Source organism: Flavobacterium piscis, from assembly GCF_001686925.1.
Lineage (GTDB): Bacteria > Bacteroidota > Bacteroidia > Flavobacteriales > Flavobacteriaceae > Flavobacterium > Flavobacterium piscis.
On record NZ_LVEN01000046.1, the window covers coordinates 432,360 to 454,915 of the forward strand.

At 36.3% G+C, this 22,556-nt stretch carries 5 protein-coding genes; all 5 read left to right on the plus strand.

The features are described 5' to 3' along the window. Window positions 1–47 precede the first annotated feature (47 nt). The 5 genes from FLP_RS23025 to FLP_RS23045 all read left to right on the plus strand — a co-directional run bounded on the left by FLP_RS23025 (window position 48) and on the right by FLP_RS23045 (window position 22,544). Window positions 48–1,340 carry a hypothetical protein gene (locus FLP_RS23025; RefSeq protein ID WP_065451823.1) on the plus strand — a complete coding sequence of 431 codons (1,293 nt, stop codon included), beginning with the start codon at window positions 48–50 and terminating at the stop codon, window positions 1,338–1,340. A 101-nt stretch (window positions 1,341–1,441) separates the two neighbouring features. Continuing rightward, on the plus strand, window positions 1,442–1,858 hold the full coding sequence (locus tag FLP_RS23030; RefSeq protein WP_065451824.1) for a hypothetical protein: 417 nt from the start codon (window positions 1,442–1,444) through the stop codon (window positions 1,856–1,858). Next, on the plus strand, window positions 1,855–3,309 hold the full coding sequence (gene sprC, locus FLP_RS23035) for a gliding motility protein SprC (RefSeq protein WP_065451825.1): 1,455 nt from the start codon (window positions 1,855–1,857) through the stop codon (window positions 3,307–3,309). The genes FLP_RS23030 and sprC overlap by 4 nt, the downstream gene beginning before the upstream one ends. A 1-nt stretch (window position 3,310) precedes the next feature. Beyond that, entirely contained in the window at window positions 3,311–7,612 is a 4,302-nt protein-coding gene (locus FLP_RS23040) for a PorP/SprF family type IX secretion system membrane protein (RefSeq protein ID WP_065451826.1), read from the plus strand. Between the two features lie 133 nt (window positions 7,613–7,745). Then, the gene (locus tag FLP_RS23045; protein WP_065451827.1) at window positions 7,746–22,544 is read left to right on the plus strand and encodes a T9SS type B sorting domain-containing protein; all 14,799 of its coding nucleotides are present in this window, start codon (window positions 7,746–7,748) and stop codon (window positions 22,542–22,544) included. Window positions 22,545–22,556 lie beyond the last annotated feature (12 nt).

The window sequence follows — 22,556 nt, forward strand, 5'->3', positions numbered from 1 at the left end:
GCATACCGCATACCCAAATTTATTATTAACCGTAATACCCCCTTATCATGAAAAAAATTACTCAAATGATCTGCGTTCTTTTGACAGTTACTAGTATGAGTGCTCAACAAGAAAAAGGAATTATGGGCTACAACAATTGGTTGAACAACTGGACCGAATTTAAGCCTCACAAAGTAGAATATGGAGAAGCAAATCAAATTTTAGCAGGAAACATTTCTGTTAATACAAAATTGCTGAAGAGGAATATTTATGTTTTGCAAGGCAATGTTTATGTAACTAATAATGCTGTTTTAACGATTGAACCAGGAACTTTGATTATTGGTGATTTCGAAACAAAAGGAACATTGGTAGTTACAAAAGGTGCACAACTTGTTGCAGATGGTTTAGAAACAGATCCTATTGTATTTACTTCAAACCGCAGCCAGAAAAAAGCTGGTGACTGGGGTGGAGTTGTTATTCTTGGAGATGCTCCAATTAATAAATTTGGAAACGTAGGTTCTTACAACATGGATCTTGATCCTACTCTTACTACTTACGGTGGAGATAATGCAGCATCAAACTCTGGAATCTTAAGATTTGTGAGAATTGAATTTGCAGGTAAAAAAGTAAAAGGTGTTGATACTTTTAATGGTTTAACATTAGCTGGTGTTGGTAGCAAAACGGTTCTTGAAAACATCATGGTGAGCTACGCTGGCGGAGATTCATTTGGTATCATGGGCGGAGATATAAATGCTACAAAATTTGTTTCTTATAAATCAATCAACGACGATTTTAAATTTACTCAAGGTGTACAATGTCGTTTCTATAACTCATTGGCAGTTAGATCTTCTTACTTCTCTAGTACTAAGGACGGATCTCGTTGCATGGAGGTAAAATCTTACGAAAAGAAAAGCGAAACCGATTTTACTAAAAAACAAACTTTGGTAGTTGCAACTAATATTACCATGCTTAATGATAGCGAAAACATTAAAGCTGATATTCAGGCAGGTTTAGTAAAAGAGGCTGTTTATGTGGCTGAAAATGCTTCTCTTGAAATGAAAAGAAGTGTGATCTCTGGATTTAATCCTGCAGTATTATTAGACAGCAAAACAGAAATCAATGATGCCAACCTTAAAAAAATCAAATTTGAGGAAATGTATTTCAACCTATGTAACGGAAACATCTTTACAGAATACAATTCTAATAACGAAGATTTAGAGAGCTGGTACGGAAACAGTGTGTTCTTTAATGTTTACTCTCAAAGTGATAACAAAGAAACATTCATTGATATTTCTAATGCTAAAAAACCAGATTTCAGATTGCAATTAGGAAAAATTACAGCTTCAAGCGGCAATAGATAATATACTTGATTTTTATTTCAAAGCGTAAATTTTATTAATAAAGTCCCCAGACACAATTTATGTATTCGTCTTAAACCGGACCAAATAAAGATCAAAACATAATGGCTCAATCTAGAAAAAAATATTTTTTAAATATAATATTTTTGGTTTCACCTATTACGTTAAGTCTATATGCACAAAGTTCGATAGAAACACCTACAGTTTCTGTCGCTACTGTTTGCAGTATGACTGCGTCAAATAACCAAAACAACGATACGTCTGATATCAAAAATATCGACAAATTAGAGAATTCTAATCAGTTTATAGCAGGGCTATCCATCCCCAAGGATAGCCTTCCTATTGCAACTGGTTCTAATGATCAGACTACTTTACAATGCGAGGATAATTCATCACTGGCAGCTTCTTATTCACTTCTTGCAAAAGATATTATTGAGAACTACAGATATGATTTTTCTGAAACATTTATTGACATCTTATTTTTTGAGAATATAGATTTAGCAAGAAAACGCACTATATGATTCGAAAAATTACTTTATCTTTTTTTAATGTTTTCATTTTATTTAGCTTTTTATTTTTAGCTAAATCGAATCTGTATGCTCAAAAGATAACACCAGAAATTTTAAATTTTGACAGAATATGTGCAGGTGTTTCAAGTACGACCTACGATGCAACATTTCTTCATACAGGATTTGCTGCAGGAACAACATTCGAAGTAGAATTGTCAGATAAAGACGGAAGTTTTACAACTCCCGTAAAGACAACAGGTGTTACCAAAGATGATGCGCCTGACAGAAAAACAATTACATTTACAGTGCCTACAACCATAGTAGGATCAGATATTTATAAATTAAGAGTTAAGAGTTCGACTGGAATTGTAAGTACAACTTTTTTTTCTTCGACTCAAAAGCCTTCATTCCCTATTTATTACAAAATACACGATAAGCAGTATACCATTAATAATTTTAATGGTAGTGCTGCTTTTTGTTCAGGTGGCAGTTATGTGTTGTCTATAGATCCGGATTCTACAGCACCAGAAAATGATTCACCATTAAAATACCCTTCGCTATCATACAATTGGTATAGAGATAATGGTACTGGTTTGCAACCCACACTTTTAGCTGGTAATTCTACTTCTAGTTATACTGTTACAACAGCAGGTACCTATTATGTAGAAACTAATTATGGCAGTTGTACATCTCTTTCTTATTCAAACCGGGTTGTTGTAAGTACCTCTGGTTCTGGGTCATCAGTTACAATTACTTCAAGTTTAGGAAATCCTTTTTGTCCAAGTGCCGACGGTACAGTATTAACAGCGACAAGTGGTAATAAATATACTTGGAAAAAAGACGGTGCTGCATTTGGTGGTAATACCCGTACTGTTAAAGCAACTGAATCTGGTATTTATACCGTAGAAGTTGATTTTGGTGGTTGCGTTGCCAGCGGATCAATAGATCTTAAAAGTAACAGTTTTAATGCCAGTATTGATGTGGCTGATGAATTCGAACTTAAAGAAGAAGAAACAATAAACGTTAGCGTTACAACAGATGCTACAAGTCCAACTTATGAGTGGTATTTAAATAATAATCTTATTTCGGGAGCTACATCGGGTAGTTATCTGGTAGCCGCTATTGGTATTTATAAAGTGAGAATTTCTCAGTCTTCGGGATGTGTGACTTCTAAAGAATTTATTTTTAAAGCCAAAGGAAAAGCAGGTCCTTCTTCCGTTATTCCAAATATTGTAAGTCTTAGTGGTTTAAGTCCATATTGGAATATCCCGGACGAATACAAAAATGCCAATACCAAGGTTATGATTATAAGTTCCAATGGCGATATGGTTCTCGATGTGAGCAATTACCAGGGAGATTGGCCTCAGACGTCAATAGATTTTAAAAATGTAAATCCAGTTTATTACTATGTCATTAAAGGCGACGCAGGTGAAAAAAAAGGATCAATAACTGTGATAAGATAATATGAAGAAAATTTTACTATTCATCACTTTATTTTACGGTTTTTCAAATACACTCTATTCCCAGGACAAACCTGAGAATGGAGTTGTTTCGTTTTCATTACCCATCAGAAATTCTTTAAAGTTTAATAGATATTTAATCAACCCAACATTTAGTTTTGTTCGCGAAACAAATGCATATGCCAGTTTTTATAATAAAAGACAGTGGGTGCAGTTTGAAGATGCACCAAATACTTACCTGGCCAATTATTCAGGCCGTTTTAGAGAGAATGAAGCTTTTGCTTTTGGATTATTCCAGCAAAATTATGGTTTAATGACCGTTTTTGGAGGAATAGGAAACTTTGCTCATAACATCGTTTTAGAACAAGACAGTAACTTAACTTTTGGTATGAACGTTGGCGTATATCAAAGTAGCTTAAACAAAGGAAAAATCATATCTGATGATCCAACTCTTTTAAATATCGATTACCCTTCAAATACATTACTTACTGTTAATCCGGGTATCAACTACGGAACTACATTTCTTGATTTTGGAGTTTCTGTAAACAATCTTATACTTTACAATTTCGGTTCAGGAATTGTAAAAGATGATCCGGAAAGAGCTATCGAATTGCATGCTATGTACACGGGTTATCTTGATAGTTTTGGATTTTTTGACAGAAGTAAATTCTCAGGAATTGTAAAAACAGAAATCAAACAAGACAAAACAATAATTTCAGGACTTGCCATGATTGCCATTCCGCAAGGAGTTTGGGCACAAGCAGGGTATAATACTTTATACGGAATTTCGGCAGGTTTGGGTATTAATATTTCGCCAAGTATCGCTATCGAATACAATTACGAAAGAGGTATGGGGAATTTTACCAATCTTGGAGGTTCTCATGAATTTGCAATTGCTTATAAATTCAAAAATAAAAACTATTACTATGGTGATGATGAAGAAGGTTCTTTAATAGATCCTTCGAAACCAAAAGCAGTAATGGCTAAAAAAACTACCACTCCGGTAACGAGAGTAAGTGGTGCCGAAACAGCAAAACTTGCTGCCGAAGCTAAGGCTAAAGCCGATGCTGAAGCACTTAAAATAAGATTGGCTGCAGCCGAAAAAGTGAAGGCTGATGCCGAAGCTGCTGCAAAGGCAAAACTAGAAGCCGATAATAAAGCTAAAGCCGATGCTGAAGCATTAAAAATAAAATTAGCTGCAGATGCCAAAGCAAAAGCTGATGCAACAAGAGCACAAACTGCAACAACTAACAGAGCAGTTGCGACAGAACAAAAAACACAAGCACAATTAACTGCAGACAAAGCGAGAGCTGATGCTGAAGCACGCAGAATAAAATTAGCTGCAGATAATAAAGCGAGAGTAGATGCTGCTGCTGCTGCAAGAGCGCAGGCAATTGCAAATAAACCTGCTGCAACAACCGCTCAGAAGATTCAGGCACAATTAGCGGCTGATAAGGCTAAAGCTGATGCAGAAGCATTGAGAACTAAGTTAGCTGCAGATAAAGCTAAAGCCGATGCCGCAGCCGCTGCAAAAGCAAAAACTACAGCTGCGCCACAAAAAACACAAGCAGAATTAGCAGCTGATAAAGCGAAAGCTGATGCAGAAGCATTGAAAATTAAGCTGGCTGCCGACGCTAAAGCAAAAGCCGATGCTGAAGCTGCAGCCAAAGCAAAATTAGAAGCAGATAATAAAGCGAAAGCAGATGCCGAAGCTTTAAAAATAAAATTAGCTGCTGATGCTAAAGCAAAAGCTGATGCTGCCGAAGCAAAACGTAAAGCTGATGCCAAAGCAAAAGCTGAAGCCGCAGATTTACAATCGATTTTAGCTGCCGATGCTAAAGCAAAAGCAGATTCTGATGCTTATCAGGCCAGATTAGCCGCTGAAGCTAAAGCCGCCGCCGCTGCTGCTGTAAAAACCAAAGCGAGCATTGATGCTGCCAACAAAGCAAAATTAGCTGCCGATGCTAAAGCAAAAGCTGCTGAAGATGCTGCATTGAAAGAAAAATTAGCTGCCGATGCAAAAGCGAAAGCCGATGCAGAAGCTAGAGCTGCAAGAATAGCTGCGGATGCTAAAGCTAAGGCTGATGCTGAAGCTGCTGCCAAAGCAAAATTAGAAGCCGACGCAAAAGCGAAAGCTGATGCAGAAGCACTGAAAATAAAATTAGCTGCAGATGCAAAAGCGAAAGCAGATGCAGAGGCATTACAAGCAAAATTAGTTGCTGATGCAAAAGCGAAAGCAGACGCGGAAGCACAACAAGCAAAATTAGCTGCGGATGCCAAAGCAAAAGCTGATGCTGAAGCCCAACAAGCCAAATTAGCTGCCGATGCGAAAGCAAAAGCGGACGCAGAAGCATTACAGGCAAAATTAGCAGCCGACGCAAAAGCAAAAGCTGATGCAGAAGCACTACAGGCGAAGTTAGCAGCCGACGCAAAAGCAAAAGCGGATGCAGAAGCTCTTCAGGCAAAATTAGCTGCAGATGCCAAAGCTAAAGCTGATATGGAAGCGTTACAAGCAAAATTAATTGCAGATGCAAGAGTTAAAGCGGATGCAGAAGCAACTGCTAAAGCGATAGCAGATGCAGAAGCGAAAAAATTACAAGAAGCGGAAGAGGCACGTCAGGCAAAATTAGCAGCAGATGCCAAAGCTAAAGCAGATGCAGAAGCTCTCCAGGCAAAATTAGCTGCCGATGCCAAAGCGAAAGCTGATGCTCAGGCTTTGCAAGCAAAATTAGCAGCCGACGCAAAAGCAAAAGCAGATGCAGAAGCATTACAAGCAAAATTAGCTGCGGACGCAAAAGCTAAAGCGGATGCTGAAGCACAACAAGCAAAACTTGCTTCGGATGCTAAAACTAAAGCGGATGCTGAAGCACTTCAGGCAAAATTAGCAGCCGACGCAAAAGCAAAAGCTGATGCTGAAGCACAACAAGCAAAATTAGCTGCAGACGCAAAAGCAAAAGCAGATGCAGAAGCATTACAAGCAAAATTAGCTGCAGACGCCAAAGCTAAAGCAGATGCAGAAGCACTACAAGCAAAATTAGCTGCAGACGCTAAAGCTAAAGCAGATGCCGAAGCACTTCAGGCAAAACTAGCTGCTGATGCCAAAGCAAAAGCTGATGCTCAGGCCATGCAAGCAAAATTAGCTGCAGATGCCAAAGCTAAAGCAGATGCCGAAGCACTTCAGGCAAAATTAGATGCAGATGCAAAAGCTAAAGCTGATATGCAAGCTGCACAAGCTAAGTTATTGGCAGATCAAAGAGCACAAGCAGATGCTGAAGCTACGGAAAGATTAAAGGCTGAAGAAGAAACGAGACAATTGAGATTAGCTGAAGAAGCACGTGAAGCAAAATTATTAGCGGATGCAAAAGCAAAAGCCGATGCAGAAGCACTTCAGGCAAAATTAGCTGCAGATGCACTTGCAAAAGCAGCCTCAGCTCCAAAAGATGATACAGCAAAAGCTATAGATGATTTAGCACAGTCTATTGAGAATTCAAGCAAAAATCAAAAAGATTTATTATCACAGTTTAATACAACAGTGGCTAATAAACAAAGAGACTTGAATGACTTAAAAGAAGAGAATGATTTAAGTGAAAAAGGAATTTATAAAGAACCAAAACCTTTTAAAAGTGTTGCGGCCGAAAATAGTCAGTTAGAGGCTTTAAAAACACAACTTGCTGATGCGAACAGAATCCAAAAAGATGAAATCGCTAAGCTGACTAATTTATATAACGAAAGACTTAAAAAATTCCCGAATAAAAATGATGCTTTAAATAAAGCGTATCTGGATAAGATCAACCAGTTGAAAGCAGCGCAATTAAAAATGGAAGAAGATAGTGCGACTTTACTTTCGAATTTAGAACGTATTAAAGCCGAGACTGAAATTGAGAAAAAACGTAGAATCAAACGTGCAGCTTACGAAAATGATCAGGGAAGATATGCGCAGGACGTTGCCGCTCTAAAACGTATTAAAGAAACGACAAAAGTAAGTAGTACACCATTAACCGCAAGTGATTTTGATTTTGGTGAAGACCAGTCGAATATGCAGATTATCAAGAACATTAAAAATTCTGATAGTGGTTATTATTTAATTATTGCCGTTCACAATAGTGTAGAAAAACGTGATCAGTTCCTGGCTAAAGCAATTGCGGCAGGACGTTCAGATGTTAATTTCTTTTACAATGTAACAACAAGTAAGTATTATATCTATTACGAGAAATTCGAAGGTTTATCTGAGGCCACTAAGGCATTAGAAGCAAAAGGAACCAAGCCATATAACGGGAAAATGGCCATCGTAAAAGTGGAGAATTAATATCAAATAATTGAAAAAAGCTAGTCCTTCTTAATTGTTAAGATGGACATTAAAATAAATATTTTAGAATACGAACTGTTTTATTGTCTAATGCCCCTTAGAGGATGAAATGCTAGTAAACAAAAAGATGACTATGGAAAAACCTACTACTTTTAAATCAGTTAAAACTGTTTTTACTTTTATCAAAAATTTGGTTTCTGATACTCAAAATCAGTTTGAAAAATTAGTGGAATCATTTGATAAAAAACAAATGATGCAGCCGCTGTTTGTAAAAGCAAAAGAAAACCGAAAAGCGATTCTTGGAATTTTTATGCTTATGTGTTTTAGTTTCGTAAACGCACAGACCGGAACACCATTTTCGGCAAGACTTAAGGACGGAAGTGTCAAAGTAAAGGGAGATATTATTTTAATTGGTAATACGGTTATCAGTAAGGTAAAAGATCGTCCGACGCCAACGCCTAAACCCTCAAATTTTGATCCAAATCCCGTAGACTTTAATCCTGCTCCGGTTGATGGTGTTCGTTATACTGGACAGGTGACCAATTTAGCAGCTTTAACAACGGAGGCAAGTAAGGACTTTGACGGTACCGGAAATAACAATGATTTTTATGTAGAATACATAGATATTGATAGTGATCCCAAAACTTTCAATTCAACTATGGCCAAATTAACTATAAACAATTCTTGTAAAAACATTGTTTTTGCAGGTTTATATTGGTCGGCTATCTATCCTTATGACAGAAGTACAAATAAATCAGTTAAGTACGAAGGTACTTTAAGAGAAGATGACTGGAATACAGTTATGTTTAAAATGCCAGGTAAAGCAGATTATGAAGTTTTAACGGCAAGCAAAACAGATACTAAAGAAGTAATTTTTGATGGTTATAAAAAGAATGGAAATAGAGTACAAGACTCTTTTAAGGATTCTCCATATGTATGTTTTAAAGATGTAACCAAAAAATTACAAGATTTAGGTGATGCTAATGGTGAATATTATGTTGCCAATGTAAGAGCAGCAAGAGGTAAACGAGATGGTGGTAGTGCCGGAGGTTGGACTTTGGTAGTAATTTATGAAAGCCCAAGTCTTCCAAGTAAATTTATTTCTGTTTTTGATGGTTATGTAGGAGTTGACCCTGGAAGAACTCAGGATAAAACAGTTGATTATACTGTAAGTGGTTTTCAAACGTTGCCTTTAGGATTTCCTGTAATAGCAAAAATAGGAGTAGCTGCTTTAGAAGGGGATAAAGAGACTAATGGAGATAGTTTTTCTATTAAAGCGAATTCAAAAACAGCATTTACCAAATTGAAAGATGATGTGAATTTTGAGAATAATTTCTTTAATGCATCGATTTCCAGTAATGGTTTACATATTCAGGACAGAGTTCCCAAAAGTATAAATAACATGGGATTTGATATTGATCACATCCTGCTTCAAAACGATGTTAATGGAGTAAAAAATGTAATTATACCAAATGGAGAAACAGGTGCAACTTTAAGATTGACAACCGATGGTGACGGATATGGTGCTTTTGTAACCACTTTTGCGGTTGATGTTATTGAGCCTAAAATTGTATTGACTAAAGTTGTAAAAGGAGTTCGTGCTAATGCGACAACAGGTTTACGTGAAGAATATGACTTAGGTGGTCAGCCGGTTACTTTAGGTCAGGAAATGATCTACGAAATCGGATTTAACAATCAAGGAAATGATGATGCGAAGGACTTTACTATTACAGATGTTTTACCGCAAAATGTAATCTTTAATAGTGCTTCAGATATTATCTATAAAGACACAGGTATAGATTTAGTTTCTTATACACCAGCAACACGAACACTTGTCTTTAAAGTAAATGATGCTTTAGTGAAACAAGGAGGTTCAAAATATAAATTACAGCTTAGTGTTAAAGTTGTAACGGATTGTAATGAATTGGTTGATGCTTGTTCTAATGTTATTAAAAATACTGCTACTTCTAAATATTTTGGAGTTATAAATCCAACCAACAATGGTAACCCTTATGGTGACGGAAGTTACTCTTTTAATACAGGTTGTATCGTAGGTGATCCAACTTCGACTAACTTTTTAGTAGGTATTGAAGACTGTCTGTTTAATAGAGCGGTTTCACTTTGTGGTAGCGCAATATTAAAAGCAGCAAACGGATATAAAACTTATGTTTGGACTGATGCTGCCGGAAATAATGTTGGAAATACGCAACAAATTACAGTAACAAAAGCTGGAATTTATAAAGTACAAACAGGAGGTAATCCGGATTGTAAAGGTATTCTTCAGACTTATACCGTAACGGATTATGCAGTTGGATCAAATGACAATCCAATTAGCCCTTATGCTGATAATAAGGATCCTGGCACTGGAAGACCATATCTTTGTACCAATGATAAAAAAGAATTTCCAAAGATTTTCTTATGTGGTTTAAGTGATACAAGATTTATTGATACTCATATTACTGCAGCGGATGCAACTGTAAAATGGCAGGTAACTACAGATGTACCTCCAACAGGATTCCCTTCAAGCTGTGCTTATGAGGATGCAGTAAACTGGACAACTGCGGCACCAAACGGGCCAACATTTACAGCTAATAAGTCTGGATCTTACAGAGTGGTTGTTTCATATGGTAACAACTGCCAAAACATATTCTATTTTAGTGTTTTCCAAAATCCATTAAAAATTGAATACGATAAAAGAGATGAAATTTGTAATACAGCCGGAAGAATAACAATTACAAACCCTCAACCAGGTACAGGTTATACCTATAGTAAAGACGGAACAAATTTTCAAACTTCAAATGTGTTTGATAATTTACCTACCGGAGATTATACTATTAATGTAAAACAAACTGCAGCTACTACAGAAACATCTTCATGTCCGTTTTCTGTAAAAATTACTATTTTAACAGCTAAATTTAGTACTACAGTAACTCCTAAAGATTCATTTTGTGCTGGAAACGGAGGATCTATTTATGCGTCTGCAGATAATGTTAGAGCAGATTATCAATTTGTAGTTACAGATGTAGCTACAGGTCTGGTTAAAGCAGATTCAGGGAAAATTACATTTCCTAATTACAAAGAATTTCTTGGTATAGCTCCAGGAACCTATGATGTAACAGTTTCTACATCAGACGGATGTACGGAGACTAAAAGAGTTACTATTAATGATAAAACATTAAAGGCAACAGCAGATATAACCAAAACACTTGCATGTGGTGATGGAGAAATAACGATTAAAGCATCTGGCGGAACTCCAATTCCTCCAACAACAACTCCTGCCAGATATTACTATACGGTTAATGGAGTAGATTACGGAACAAATCCTGTAATTCCGATAAAAACAGCTGGAGATTATACAATAGTAGTTACAGATTTTAACTCTTGTTCTATTACATTAGATCCTATTAAAATTGTAGCAGTTGCAAAACCAGTTGTAAAATTTACACCTCATGATGCTAAGTGTTATGGTGAAAGTAATGGTACTATTGATGTTACAGTAACTCCTGCTACTTCAGGATATACAGTACAATATAGTATTGATGGTGGTACTAAATATAGTTCTGTTTCGCCAATTACGAATTTGAAAAAAGGTAATTACAATATTATTGTAAAATATACTTATGGTGGTGTCGAATGTTTAGATCCGGCTGTAAAAGTTAGTATTGCTGAGCCAGCAACTGCTTTAACCGCTTCTGCTGGTGTATCTGAATTAGCAGGTTGTGGACCAGGTGGTGAAGGAAGAATTCGTATCACGAATCCTCAAGGGGGTAAAGCACCTTATGAATACAATTTCTTTAATCAGGATCCTGCAAAGTGGGTTACAACAAATCAGGAATATAAAGCTCCGGGAACTTATACGGTATATATTAGAGACGCTAATATGTGTGTATATTCAATGCCGGGAATTGTTATTGATCCTAAACCTCTTGAACCAGAAATTGGCGTAGAGACTCCAGTAACTTTTAATTGTGACGGTTCTGCAACAAGTACCGTTACAGTTAATAATCCGGGTTCTGCTAGTTATAGCTATAAGTATTATTTAGACAATAGTACGACTCCTAATACGAATACCCCACCAAACGTTTTCCTAAATGTGCCGGCAGGACCACATTCTGTTAGAATTGAATATAAGCTTACGAATGTTCCAACTTTCAGTAATTTATTAAATGAAAATTTTGGATACGGTGGAGATGTTGAATCACCAGGAATTAATACAACTTATTATTGTTTTGAAAGACAGGTTGCAGCAACACAATGCAGAGGTTCTATCGAAATCAATGATGGTGATTATTCTGTTACAGCAAAAGTAGTTCAGCCATTTGGAGCATGGATACAACCGGGAGATCATACGCCTCCAACTGTCCCTCCAACTGCTGACGGAAGAGCTTTAGTGGTAAATATTGGAGATAAGATACCGGTTACTGCTGTTTTATATGAGAAAGAAATTAAAGATATTATCCCGAGTCAACCTATCAATTTCGAGTTTTATGCCTTCAATTTGCTAAATAAAGGAAACGGTCAAAAAGATCCTAATTTAACAATTGCATTAGTTAATACCGCAGGAGTAGAAATTTCGAGTTTTAGTACAGGTTCCATTCCTAAATCAGAAAAATGGGAAGTTTATCCTAAAGCAGTTGTTACACTAGATCCGGGTACAAATACTACTTTAAAATTTATTGTACGCTCGAATGTACAAGAAACAAGTGGTAATGATGTTGCAATTGATGATATTAGAGTGTATCAATTGCCTAAAACATGTATTACTGAAGTAAAAAGAAATTTTACAGTTCCAACTGGTAAAGCATTTACATCGACTGCTAAGGTTACAAAAGATGTTTCATGTTCTGGTACTGGTGCAGTAAACGATGGTGAAATTACAATAACAGCTACAAATTTTGATACTTCATATGGTTATGACTATACTTTAGATGGAGGTTTAAATTGGGTAAACGTAAAAGTTAGTCCTTTTACAATTATAGAATTAGGAGCGAAAACATACGATTTAAGAATTCGTTACAATGAGATTACACAAGCAACTTGTTTTACACCTTTCACACCAACTATTAAAGCTCCACAAGCACTTTTGGCGGGTGGTGCGGTACTTCTTCCTGCAAAATGTTCAGTTGGTGCTACAATTAGAGCCTCTGCTTCAGAAGGAACACCAGCTTACCAATATGAATTAAGATACGCAACAACAGGAACGGTATATAGAGTTTTCCAAGTTACTACAGACTTTGAAGATGTTCCCGAGGGAGACTATGAAGTATTTGTAAAAGATGCCAATAAATGTATCAGCGCGGTAGGTGCTGCTGTAAAAGTGATAGCTCCGCCTGTAGTAAGCGCAGAATTAGATATTAATTCAGATTTCTGTTTTGATAACACAAATAAAGCTTCGGTAACAGTTAATGTTACTGGAGGAACTGGCCCTTTTAGCTATAGCATTGATGGAAAACCAGCTCAAAAAGATTCTAACGTATTTACAAATATTGAAACTGGAGATCACACAATCATTGTTACAGATGCTGTGGGTTGTTCTCCGATTGATCCAATTAAATTTAGAATTGAGGAGGAATTAACTGTTAAAAATGGTATTAAATCATTAGATTGTTCTCCGACAACAGGAAACGCTGTAGTTACAGGAACAATTTCATTTGGATATCCTCCGTATACTGTAAGTTTAACTTCTGGAAATGCTACAGGAACATTGGTACAGCCAACAACCCCAAGTGGTACTTCATTTACCTATACAATTGGTATTGCAGGAACTTATATTTTTGAAGTTAAAGACTCAAAAGGATGTGTAAAAAGTACTACTGCAATAATTGACGCTATTACTAATCCTGAACTTAAGCAGATTAGTGTAATACCTGTTACTTGTAAAACCAATACTGACGGATCTGTTGTAGTAACAGGAGAAAAAGGTTCAGGTGATTATAAATATAGCGATGACGGTACAACATTTACCAATACAACTGGTATCTTTAAAGGTTTAGCAGAAGGTTTACATACTTTCTACGTTAAAGATAGTAAAGGCTGTACAGGAAAATTAGATATTACAATTGGCGCGCCGGCTGTTCTACAAGGTTCTGCAAGTATTACAACTGCATATACTTGTGATGGCGGAGCTACAATTACGGCAACTGCAAACGGTGGAAATGGTACTTATACTTTTGTACTAAAAAGAGGTACAACTGTAGTAGGAACAAATACTGATGGTATATTTGCAGGTTTAACTACTCCTGGATCTTATAGCGTAGATATTACAGATGGTAAAGGATGTCCTTTAACAGTTTCTGTTGCAACTCCTATTGAGGCTTTGACTCCTCCAACAGCTATGACATTCTCTAATACAGCTTTAAAATGTCCAGCTAATACAGTAGATGTAACAATTGAAACAGTAACTGGAGGAAAAGGTACATTGGCAACTTTCCAATACCGTATTTCTTTACCGGTAGCTTCTCAAACAGTATTCCAATCAAGCCGTACTTTTACAAATTTGGCTCCCGGAACATATACGTTTGAAGTAAAAGACGAAAATAACTGTAAGAAAGAAGTATCTTATACAATTGACAAATTACCAGAAATATCTATTGCTAGTACAGTTGATAATACTGTAATCTGTAAAGAAGCATCGAATGGTACAGTTACATTTACAATAGGAGGTTTTGGTAATAATACGCCTTACTCTTACATTGTCGATGGAGGAGCAGTGCAAACCGGATTTGTAACTCCTGCTACTGGAACAACTTTTGAAATCACGGTTCCAAATTTAAATACAGGTAACCACTCGATTGAAGTAACAAATGGAACTACAAATTGTAAAGTTTCAAGAAGTCAGTTTGTAGCTGAGCCATTAGATCCATTGGTTTTAACTCCTGCTACAGTTACTCCAAAAACGTGTGCTGATTTAGGAACAGCTACAATTCATGTAACTGGAGGCTGGAATACAAATTATACTTATACGGTAACACCAACAACAGGTCCTGCAATTGTTCAGGAAAACAATAATTATTTTGAAAATTTAGAAAATGGTGTTTACAACTATACTGTTAAAGATTTAAAAGGCTGTGAGGTAAGTGGAACATTTACTATCATACTTGGACCTGATGTAACTGCAAGTATTGCTGCAACAACCAATTTATGTTATACAAATGCTGGTAAAGCAGCTATTTACGTAACTCCAAATAAACAGGCAAATTATACATACAGTCTAAATGGAGCAACTCCTCAAGATAATGGAACTTTCGAAAATGTAGAGCCTGGTAAATATGTTATTACAGTTAGAGATACTTCTACTGGTTGTTTTGTAGATTTAGCAGAACAAACTGTTACAACTGAATTAACAGCAAGCACTAACTTATTTGCTGGTCCAAAATGTAATACATCAGATGTTGTGATTACTGGTAAAGTTTCTGGCGGAACTGCTGGATATACTTATGTAGTGTCTATTGATGGAACTCTTGAGTCTCCTGCAACAACACATACTATTACAGCTGCAGACGGAACATTTAGTTATACAGATTCAAGCGGTATACCAGCAGGAAAAATTACACCTACAGTTTATGTATTTACATTTAAGGATAATGCAACTACAGGATGTACAACTACAGCTACTAGAACTGTTCAGCCGAAAACAGATCCTCAGTTTAAAGCTACGCCAAATTCAACTATTTTCTGTAATGGTCAGGAATCTGGTTCTATTACTGTGGCTATTAATACTGCTTTTGGAGAAGGACCATATGTAATTAGTGTTCTTAATACTACAACTGGTATACCTTATGGTACACAGACTACTGGACTTCCGGCAGGGAATTATACTGTTAGAGTAACAGACTCTAAAGGTTGCTTTGCTGAGGAAACAGGGGTTGAAATTAAACAACCGGATCCGCTTGTTGTAGATTTTGATGTACAGCCAATTATTTGTAAAGCCGGTGGAGTGTCGTTAGGATCTATCACTATTAAATCGGTTGATGGAGGAGTAAAAGACTATATATACAATGTAAAAGGAATTAATTACGATAGAACGTTCCCAAATCAAGATGGAGGAACACAGGTTTTTGAAGTGGTTAATTTTGGTTACTATGAGATTAGAATTACTGATGCTAATGGATGTCTAAAAGTGATAGATAAAATATTAGTGGCTTCTCCACCAGAAGATTTAGATATAACAGTAACAAATCCACCAGTAGATTGTTCTACAGGAGGTACTGCAGTTGTTGCTGTTGGCTCAGATCCTCTTAATCCTAGTAGTATTATAGGAAATGGACCATTTTACTTCGCTATTTATGATGGAAGTGTTCCGAATTATCCAAATCCAGTTGGTTCTTTTGCATGGTTACCTGAAGATAATCCAGGAATTGCAGGAGCTCCGGGAGATAAAAAAGCAACATTTACTAATTTGACACCAGGAGTAAAATATACTTTTATAGTTTATGATAGTGATGCTGCACATGGTGGTACAGGTACTGGTTGTTATTATTTTGAAACTTCAGAAGACGAAATTCCAACAAATTCTAAACTTAAAGTTGAAGGAAATGTGGAAGCTCATAACATTACTTGTTTTACAACGCCTCCAACAGCAGACGGAAATGTGTCGTTTAAAATTTCAAGTGAGTACACAGTTCCAACAGATGTTGATTACCAAATTTTAAATGAGTTAACTTTACAGCCAATGGGAGCTGCTCAGCAAGGTATTGTGCCGGCTGCTACAGTACCGGTTTCAACTTTAAACATAAATAATTTTGGAGCTCTTCCGTTTGGTAAATATATTATTGTCATAACAGAAATAAAAGATAGAACTACTACTCCAGTTTTAAAAGGTTGTAGTATAGCTTCTATTCCGTTTACTATTACAGGTTCGGTTACGCCATTAACTTTAAATGCAGATTCACCTAAAAATGCTAATTGTACTGCAAATGCAGGTAAAATACAGGCATTTGCTCAGGGAGGAACAACATTAGAAGCAGATACGGATCCGACAAATCCTAAACCAGCTGTTCCTTACTTATATCAACTTTTCCCTGATAACGGTGCAATAGGAGAAGACGCAGCAGATGCTCGTCCAGCAGCAGCATCTTTTGACCTTGCTTTACATAAAGTAAGTGTTTTCAATGTTGAGGCAGGAAATTATTTAGTATATGTACGTGATGCTTATGGTTGTATCCAGGTTAAACCAGTAACAGTTGACAAAGATCCAGAACCGGTAATTACTGCAGTTCCAGCATTTCAATGTACTGCAACAGAAGATAAATTTGGTATCGTAGTAAATTTAACTACGACCGGAGTTGGACCTTATGGTTATAGTGTAGATGGCGGAGATTTTGAAACAGAAGCTGCTACTACATTTACTATTCCTAATCTATCATCAGGAACACATACTGTAAGAGTTAAAGATTCTAATGGTTGTGGTAATACAGTTATAGATATTCAAATTTATGCACCATTAGAAATTAAAGCTAGTTTTACAAAAATACCAACTTGTAAAAATATAGATGGAGAAATAACTGCAGTAGTAACTGGAGGACTAACTACTGGTAATTTCCAATATACGTTAGTGAATAATACGACTGGGGTTACAAGTCCAATGCAGATAAATGATCCGGTATTTGTAAATAAGGCACCTGGAAATTATACCGTTACGGTTAGGAATGTAGAGACAAATTGTAGTAAGTCTACAGATCTGGATCTGGTAATTCCACCAGATGTAACTTTCAGTTTAGCGAATACAGCTCCAAACTGTGTTACTCCTCAAGGAACCTTAAACAATGGAACTATTACAGTTACATTGCCAACGACAAATACTGATATACCTTATACTTATACCTTAACTAAAATTTCACCGGCTCCACTAGGAAGTCCAAAAACTCAAAATGGTAAGGTGTTTACGGGATTAACTGTAGGTGTTTATGAAGTTACTGTTAAATCTGCAAAAGGTTGTGAAGAGACACATCAAACAGAGATTTTCGCTCCTACACCAGTTACAATAGCATTAAGCGAAAGCAAATTTGAGTGTACTGGTACGGCTTTTAATGATAAAATAGTTACTGTTACTCCGGGCGGAGGTGCAGGTGCGGTCCCGGTAGATCTTGATGATTACAAGTATAGTTCAAACGGTACAACTTGGCAGGATGAAAATACATTTCCTGTTATAGATAACGGATTCGCAAAAACACTTACCTATTATGTAAAAGATGCGAAAGGATGTATTGTTAGTGCTCCAATTACAATTCAGCCGTTCCCTAAATTAACTGCGGCTGTTGCTACTAAACTTAATCCAACAATTGATTGTCTTAATGGCAAACAAGATATTGAGGTTATCATTAGTGGAGGAACAATTACACCAGATCCATTTACTTACCAAGTATACCAAGACGGTGTTGCTATAGGAGGATTAGTAACTGTTGTTAATGACAGATTTACTTATCCTGCCGTAACTCCTGGTAGTAACTATAAGTTTGAAATTACAGATAAGAATACAAAATGTACTATTATGTCTAATGTTATAGAAGTACCAGTATTCGACAAAATCAAAGTTTTTGCTACTGCATCTTCAAATGTAGATTGTAACGGTAATGCGACCGGAGCAATTGAAATCAATATTACAGATTATGCAGGACCATATACGTATGAGATCCTTAAAGGAGGAGTTTCTTTAACGCCACCTCTTACAGGAACGGGAGACAGCACAACATCAAGTTCTTTTGTACTTCCTCATGGATTAGTAGCAGGAACAGATTATACTGTTTTTGTTAGAGAAACGGCTTACCCAAGTTGTGATTTTACGACAACAATTCCTGTTGTTATTACGGAGCCAGCTCCATTAGCAGGATTTAGTGTTATCAATGAGAATAAAAACTGTTTTAATACAGGTTCAAAAGTTACGATCGATTTAACTACTATTACTGGAGGAAGTGGTGGAAACAGTTATGCGTTCGTTCAAAATAACGGAACACCAGTTTATGGTCCGGACAGTTTTGCAATTCTTGATCCGACAGTAGACACAGAATGGGATGTTTGGGTAAAAGATAAAAACGATTGTGCCATAAAAGTTGATGTTACAATTGCAGAAGATCTAAGTCCATCAAACCTTACTGTAAATAAGTTCAGTCAATGTCCAAGTTCAACAGGAACTTATACATTTACAGTTACTGCAACAACTGCAGGTGGTGCTGAATACAGCATTGGAAATGGTTTCCAGTCAAACGGAACATTTACAGTTGATAAGGCAGGTGAATATACAGTTATTGTTAAAGACAAGAACGGATGTACAAATCCACTTCCATTTAAAGTAACAATTTTAGAGCCTTTAACATTAAAAGCAAATATTACCGGTGTGCCAATTTGTAATGATCCTGCTAACGGACAAATTACTTTAGAAGCTACTGGTGGAAGTGGAAATTATGAGTATAGCATAGATGGTATAACTTATGGAAATTCTGCTGTATTTTCTTTATTAGCTCCTAACGCTTATAAATTCTACGTTAGAGATCTAGATGAAGGATGTATAAAAGATGTTACTCAAACTATCGAAACAGCAACCTTAATTACAGGATTCGCGTTAGCGCCAACACCAGTTACTTGTTTTGGTTCTGCTGATGGTAAAATAGTAGCAACGATGACTACGCCATCTGCAGGTGTTAATGATAACCCTAAATATATGTACAGTATAGATGGAGGTTTAACATCTCAGGAATCTAACATTTTTCCAAATTTAGCTGCGGGTCATTACACAATTACTGTTACATCAGGAAGAGGTTGTATTGCAACAGAAGAAACAGATGTTGATTCGCCATTAATTATTACCGTTCCCGCTCCAACAGTAACTCAGTTTAAATGTAACGCTGGAACAAATGCTGGTAACTTTGCGACAATTGCTGTTAGCGGAGTGACAGGCGGTTCTAATAAATTTGAAAATTATGAGTTCATAAAAGTAGGTACACCAAATACTGTAGCTTACTTCGGAGATAATCCAACTTATACGGTGTATGATTTAGCAGGCGGAACTTATATCGTAAACGTTTACGATGATAAAGGTTGTGTAGGAACTGCTCCGGCACAAATTGTAATAAACCCTTATATTGCTTTAGATAAAGTAAATGTAAGAGTTGATACTGCAGTTACTTGTACAAATTTTGAAGATATCACGGTTTTAGTAAGCTCAATTGGCGGAACACCAGCTCGTTTAGAATATAGTTTGGTTGACGAAACAAATGGGGTAAGAGGAGCAATATATCCTTTACAAACTAATACAAATGGAGAGTTCAAAGACTTGCCAATTGCAGATTATATTATCACAGTAACTAATTTAGATACTGGTTGTAGCGTAGAATCTGTGCATTATGTAAACAACCCGCAAACTTTTGATCTAACAATAGACAATATTGTTAATGTTACTTGTTATGCAGGAACAAATGGTAGTGCAACAGTTACTTTTATTGACAGACTAATTACAACAACTCCGGTGATTAATCCAGATAATGCAGGACCATTTGATTATGTGGTTAAGGATGAGTTAGGGAACACAGTTATAACTGGACCTACTACGGCAAATGCTGGACCAATTAGTTTACCTAATTTGGGTGCTGGAACCTATACTGTAATTGCAGTTTTAAAAGAAAGCCCATATTGTACAGTTTCTAGAAGCTTTACAATTGATCAACCAATTGCAGCTCTGGCTGTAACAGCACAAAAAGAAGAAATTACTTGTGTTGACGATAATAACGATGGTAAAATTATAGCATCTGCAACAGGTGGATGGCCAGGCGACTATAAATATGAGTTAAGAATAGGTACAGCTATTATTAGTCCGTATGATATTTCTCCAGATTTCGAGAATTTAAAAGAAGGAAACTATACAGTTTATGTAATGGATAGCAAAGGATGTGAAGCTTCATTTGATGTTCCATTGGCAAACCCAACTCCTATTGATGTTACAATTGCAGCTGATAAGATAGCAGTTCTATGTTATGACGATCAGGATGCAACAATAACTGTAACTAATGTAACAGGAGGTTCAGGAAACTACACGTTTACATTACGTGGAACTCTTGCTGACGGTACAGAAATCTATAGAGACGCTCAGCCTGACAGAATATTTGCTGGATTAGGTGCAGGAACTTATCAGATAACTGCTTCTGATGACTGGACTTGTAGTAATGTATCAAATACAGTAACTATTACACAGCCAGATGTAGTGAAAGCATCTTTATCAGTTGACAGAACAGAAACTTGTGCTATAACGCCAAGAGTTATTCTTACAGCAACTGGAGGAACTGCTCCATACTATTACAGTACAGATGGAACTAATTATAATCCAACATCATTTAATTCTACTGTTGTAATTGATTTACCAAAAACAACAGCAGATGTATCTTATAAATATTATATAAGAGATACAAATGGTTGTTTAAGCATAGAGTCTAATGCGGTACCATTCTCGCCAGTTCCTGCAATAGTATTAGAAACTTTAAATCATACCGATATTCAATGTAAAGGAGATGTAAAAGGATCTATAACTGCAGTTGCAAAAGGAGGATTAGGTAATTTTGTTTACATATTAACAGATGTTAGTGGTAACCCAATTACTCCAGCACCAACGCAGCTTTACCCAGGTGAGTTTACAGAACTTGCTGTAGGAAACTATAGAGTAAGAGTAGAAAGTTTAGACTGTTCTATACCATCTGAAATAATTCAGATTACAGAACCGGATCAAGCATTAACTGCCACATTAGTTCCGGTAAATATTACTTGTTCAGGATTTAATAATGGTAAAATAACAGTGAATGCAGTTGGAGGAACAGGAAGATATGTTTATGCAATTGCTCCTAATTTTGAACAATTCTTTGATTCTAATGTTTTCGAAAACCTAAGACCAGGTATTTACATAATAAGAGTTCAGGATGAAAACGGTTGTTTCCAGGATTATGAACAGGAAATTATACAACCAGATCCGATTGAATTAACTGAAGTGCCAAATTCAATGATACCGGAATATTGCGTTGGTGATAAAGATGGCTATTTTGAAATTAGCGTTACAGGTGGAACTCAACCTTATACATATAGTTTAGATGTAGAAAAAGGGCCATTTACTCAAGGCGCAGTTGGACAAATTGTTTTTCCATTTGATAAATTGGTAGGAGGAAAACATACTGTTTATATTATTGATGCGAACGGTTGTTCGAATCAAATAGATATTGATATGCCAGAATCTGTAATTCTTAAACCAACGTATGAAATCAATTATGACTGTGTGAACAATACACAATCTAATATGGTAATAATAACTGTTGATCCTAGTAATAATCCCGCAGATTTAGATTACAGTCTTGACGGAACTGGTACTGTTCAAGTTAGCAATGTTTTTACAAATGTTGCTCCTGGCCCTCACTTTGTGAGAGTAAGACACAGTAATACTTGTGAAGACGTAACGGCTACTTTCGACATCAAAGCATACGATCCGTTAACACTTGTAGAAACTCCGGGTCAGCAAGAAATGAATATCATTTCAGTTACTGCCGGTGGTGGAGCTCCTGCTTATGAATACAGCTTCAACGGAGAGCCGTTTACATCTTCAAACAAATACAAAATCTACAAAACTGGAGATTATGTAGTTGTAGTAAGAGATAAAAACGGATGTACGGTAACAATTACAGTTCCTGGAACTTATATTGATGTTTGTTTAGATAATTACTTTACTCCTGCTGGTGCTACCAACACAACATGGGGTCCTGGTTGTACAAATATTTACAACAACCTTGAGTTCTCTATCTTCGACAGATACGGTCGTATAATTGCTAAGTATCACTACGGTCAAAAATGGGATGGTAGATACAACGGTGCCGATTTACCTTCAGGAGATTACTGGTATGTTCTTAAATTGAATGATGCGAAGGATGACAGAGAGTTTGTAGGACATTTCACTTTATACAGATAACAAAATAAGAGC

What these genes read in the sequence shown, in the direction of transcription:
- FLP_RS23025 (WP_065451823.1), top strand. Translation starts at nt 48, where the DNA reads ATGAAAAAAATTACTCAAATGATCTGCGTTCTTTTGACAGTTACTAGT.
- FLP_RS23030 (WP_065451824.1), top strand. Translation starts at nt 1,442, where the DNA reads ATGGCTCAATCTAGAAAAAAATATTTTTTAAATATAATATTTTTGGTT.
- sprC (WP_065451825.1), top strand. Translation starts at nt 1,855, where the DNA reads ATGATTCGAAAAATTACTTTATCTTTTTTTAATGTTTTCATTTTATTT.
- FLP_RS23040 (WP_065451826.1), top strand. Translation starts at nt 3,311, where the DNA reads ATGAAGAAAATTTTACTATTCATCACTTTATTTTACGGTTTTTCAAAT.
- FLP_RS23045 (WP_065451827.1), top strand. Translation starts at nt 7,746, where the DNA reads ATGGAAAAACCTACTACTTTTAAATCAGTTAAAACTGTTTTTACTTTT.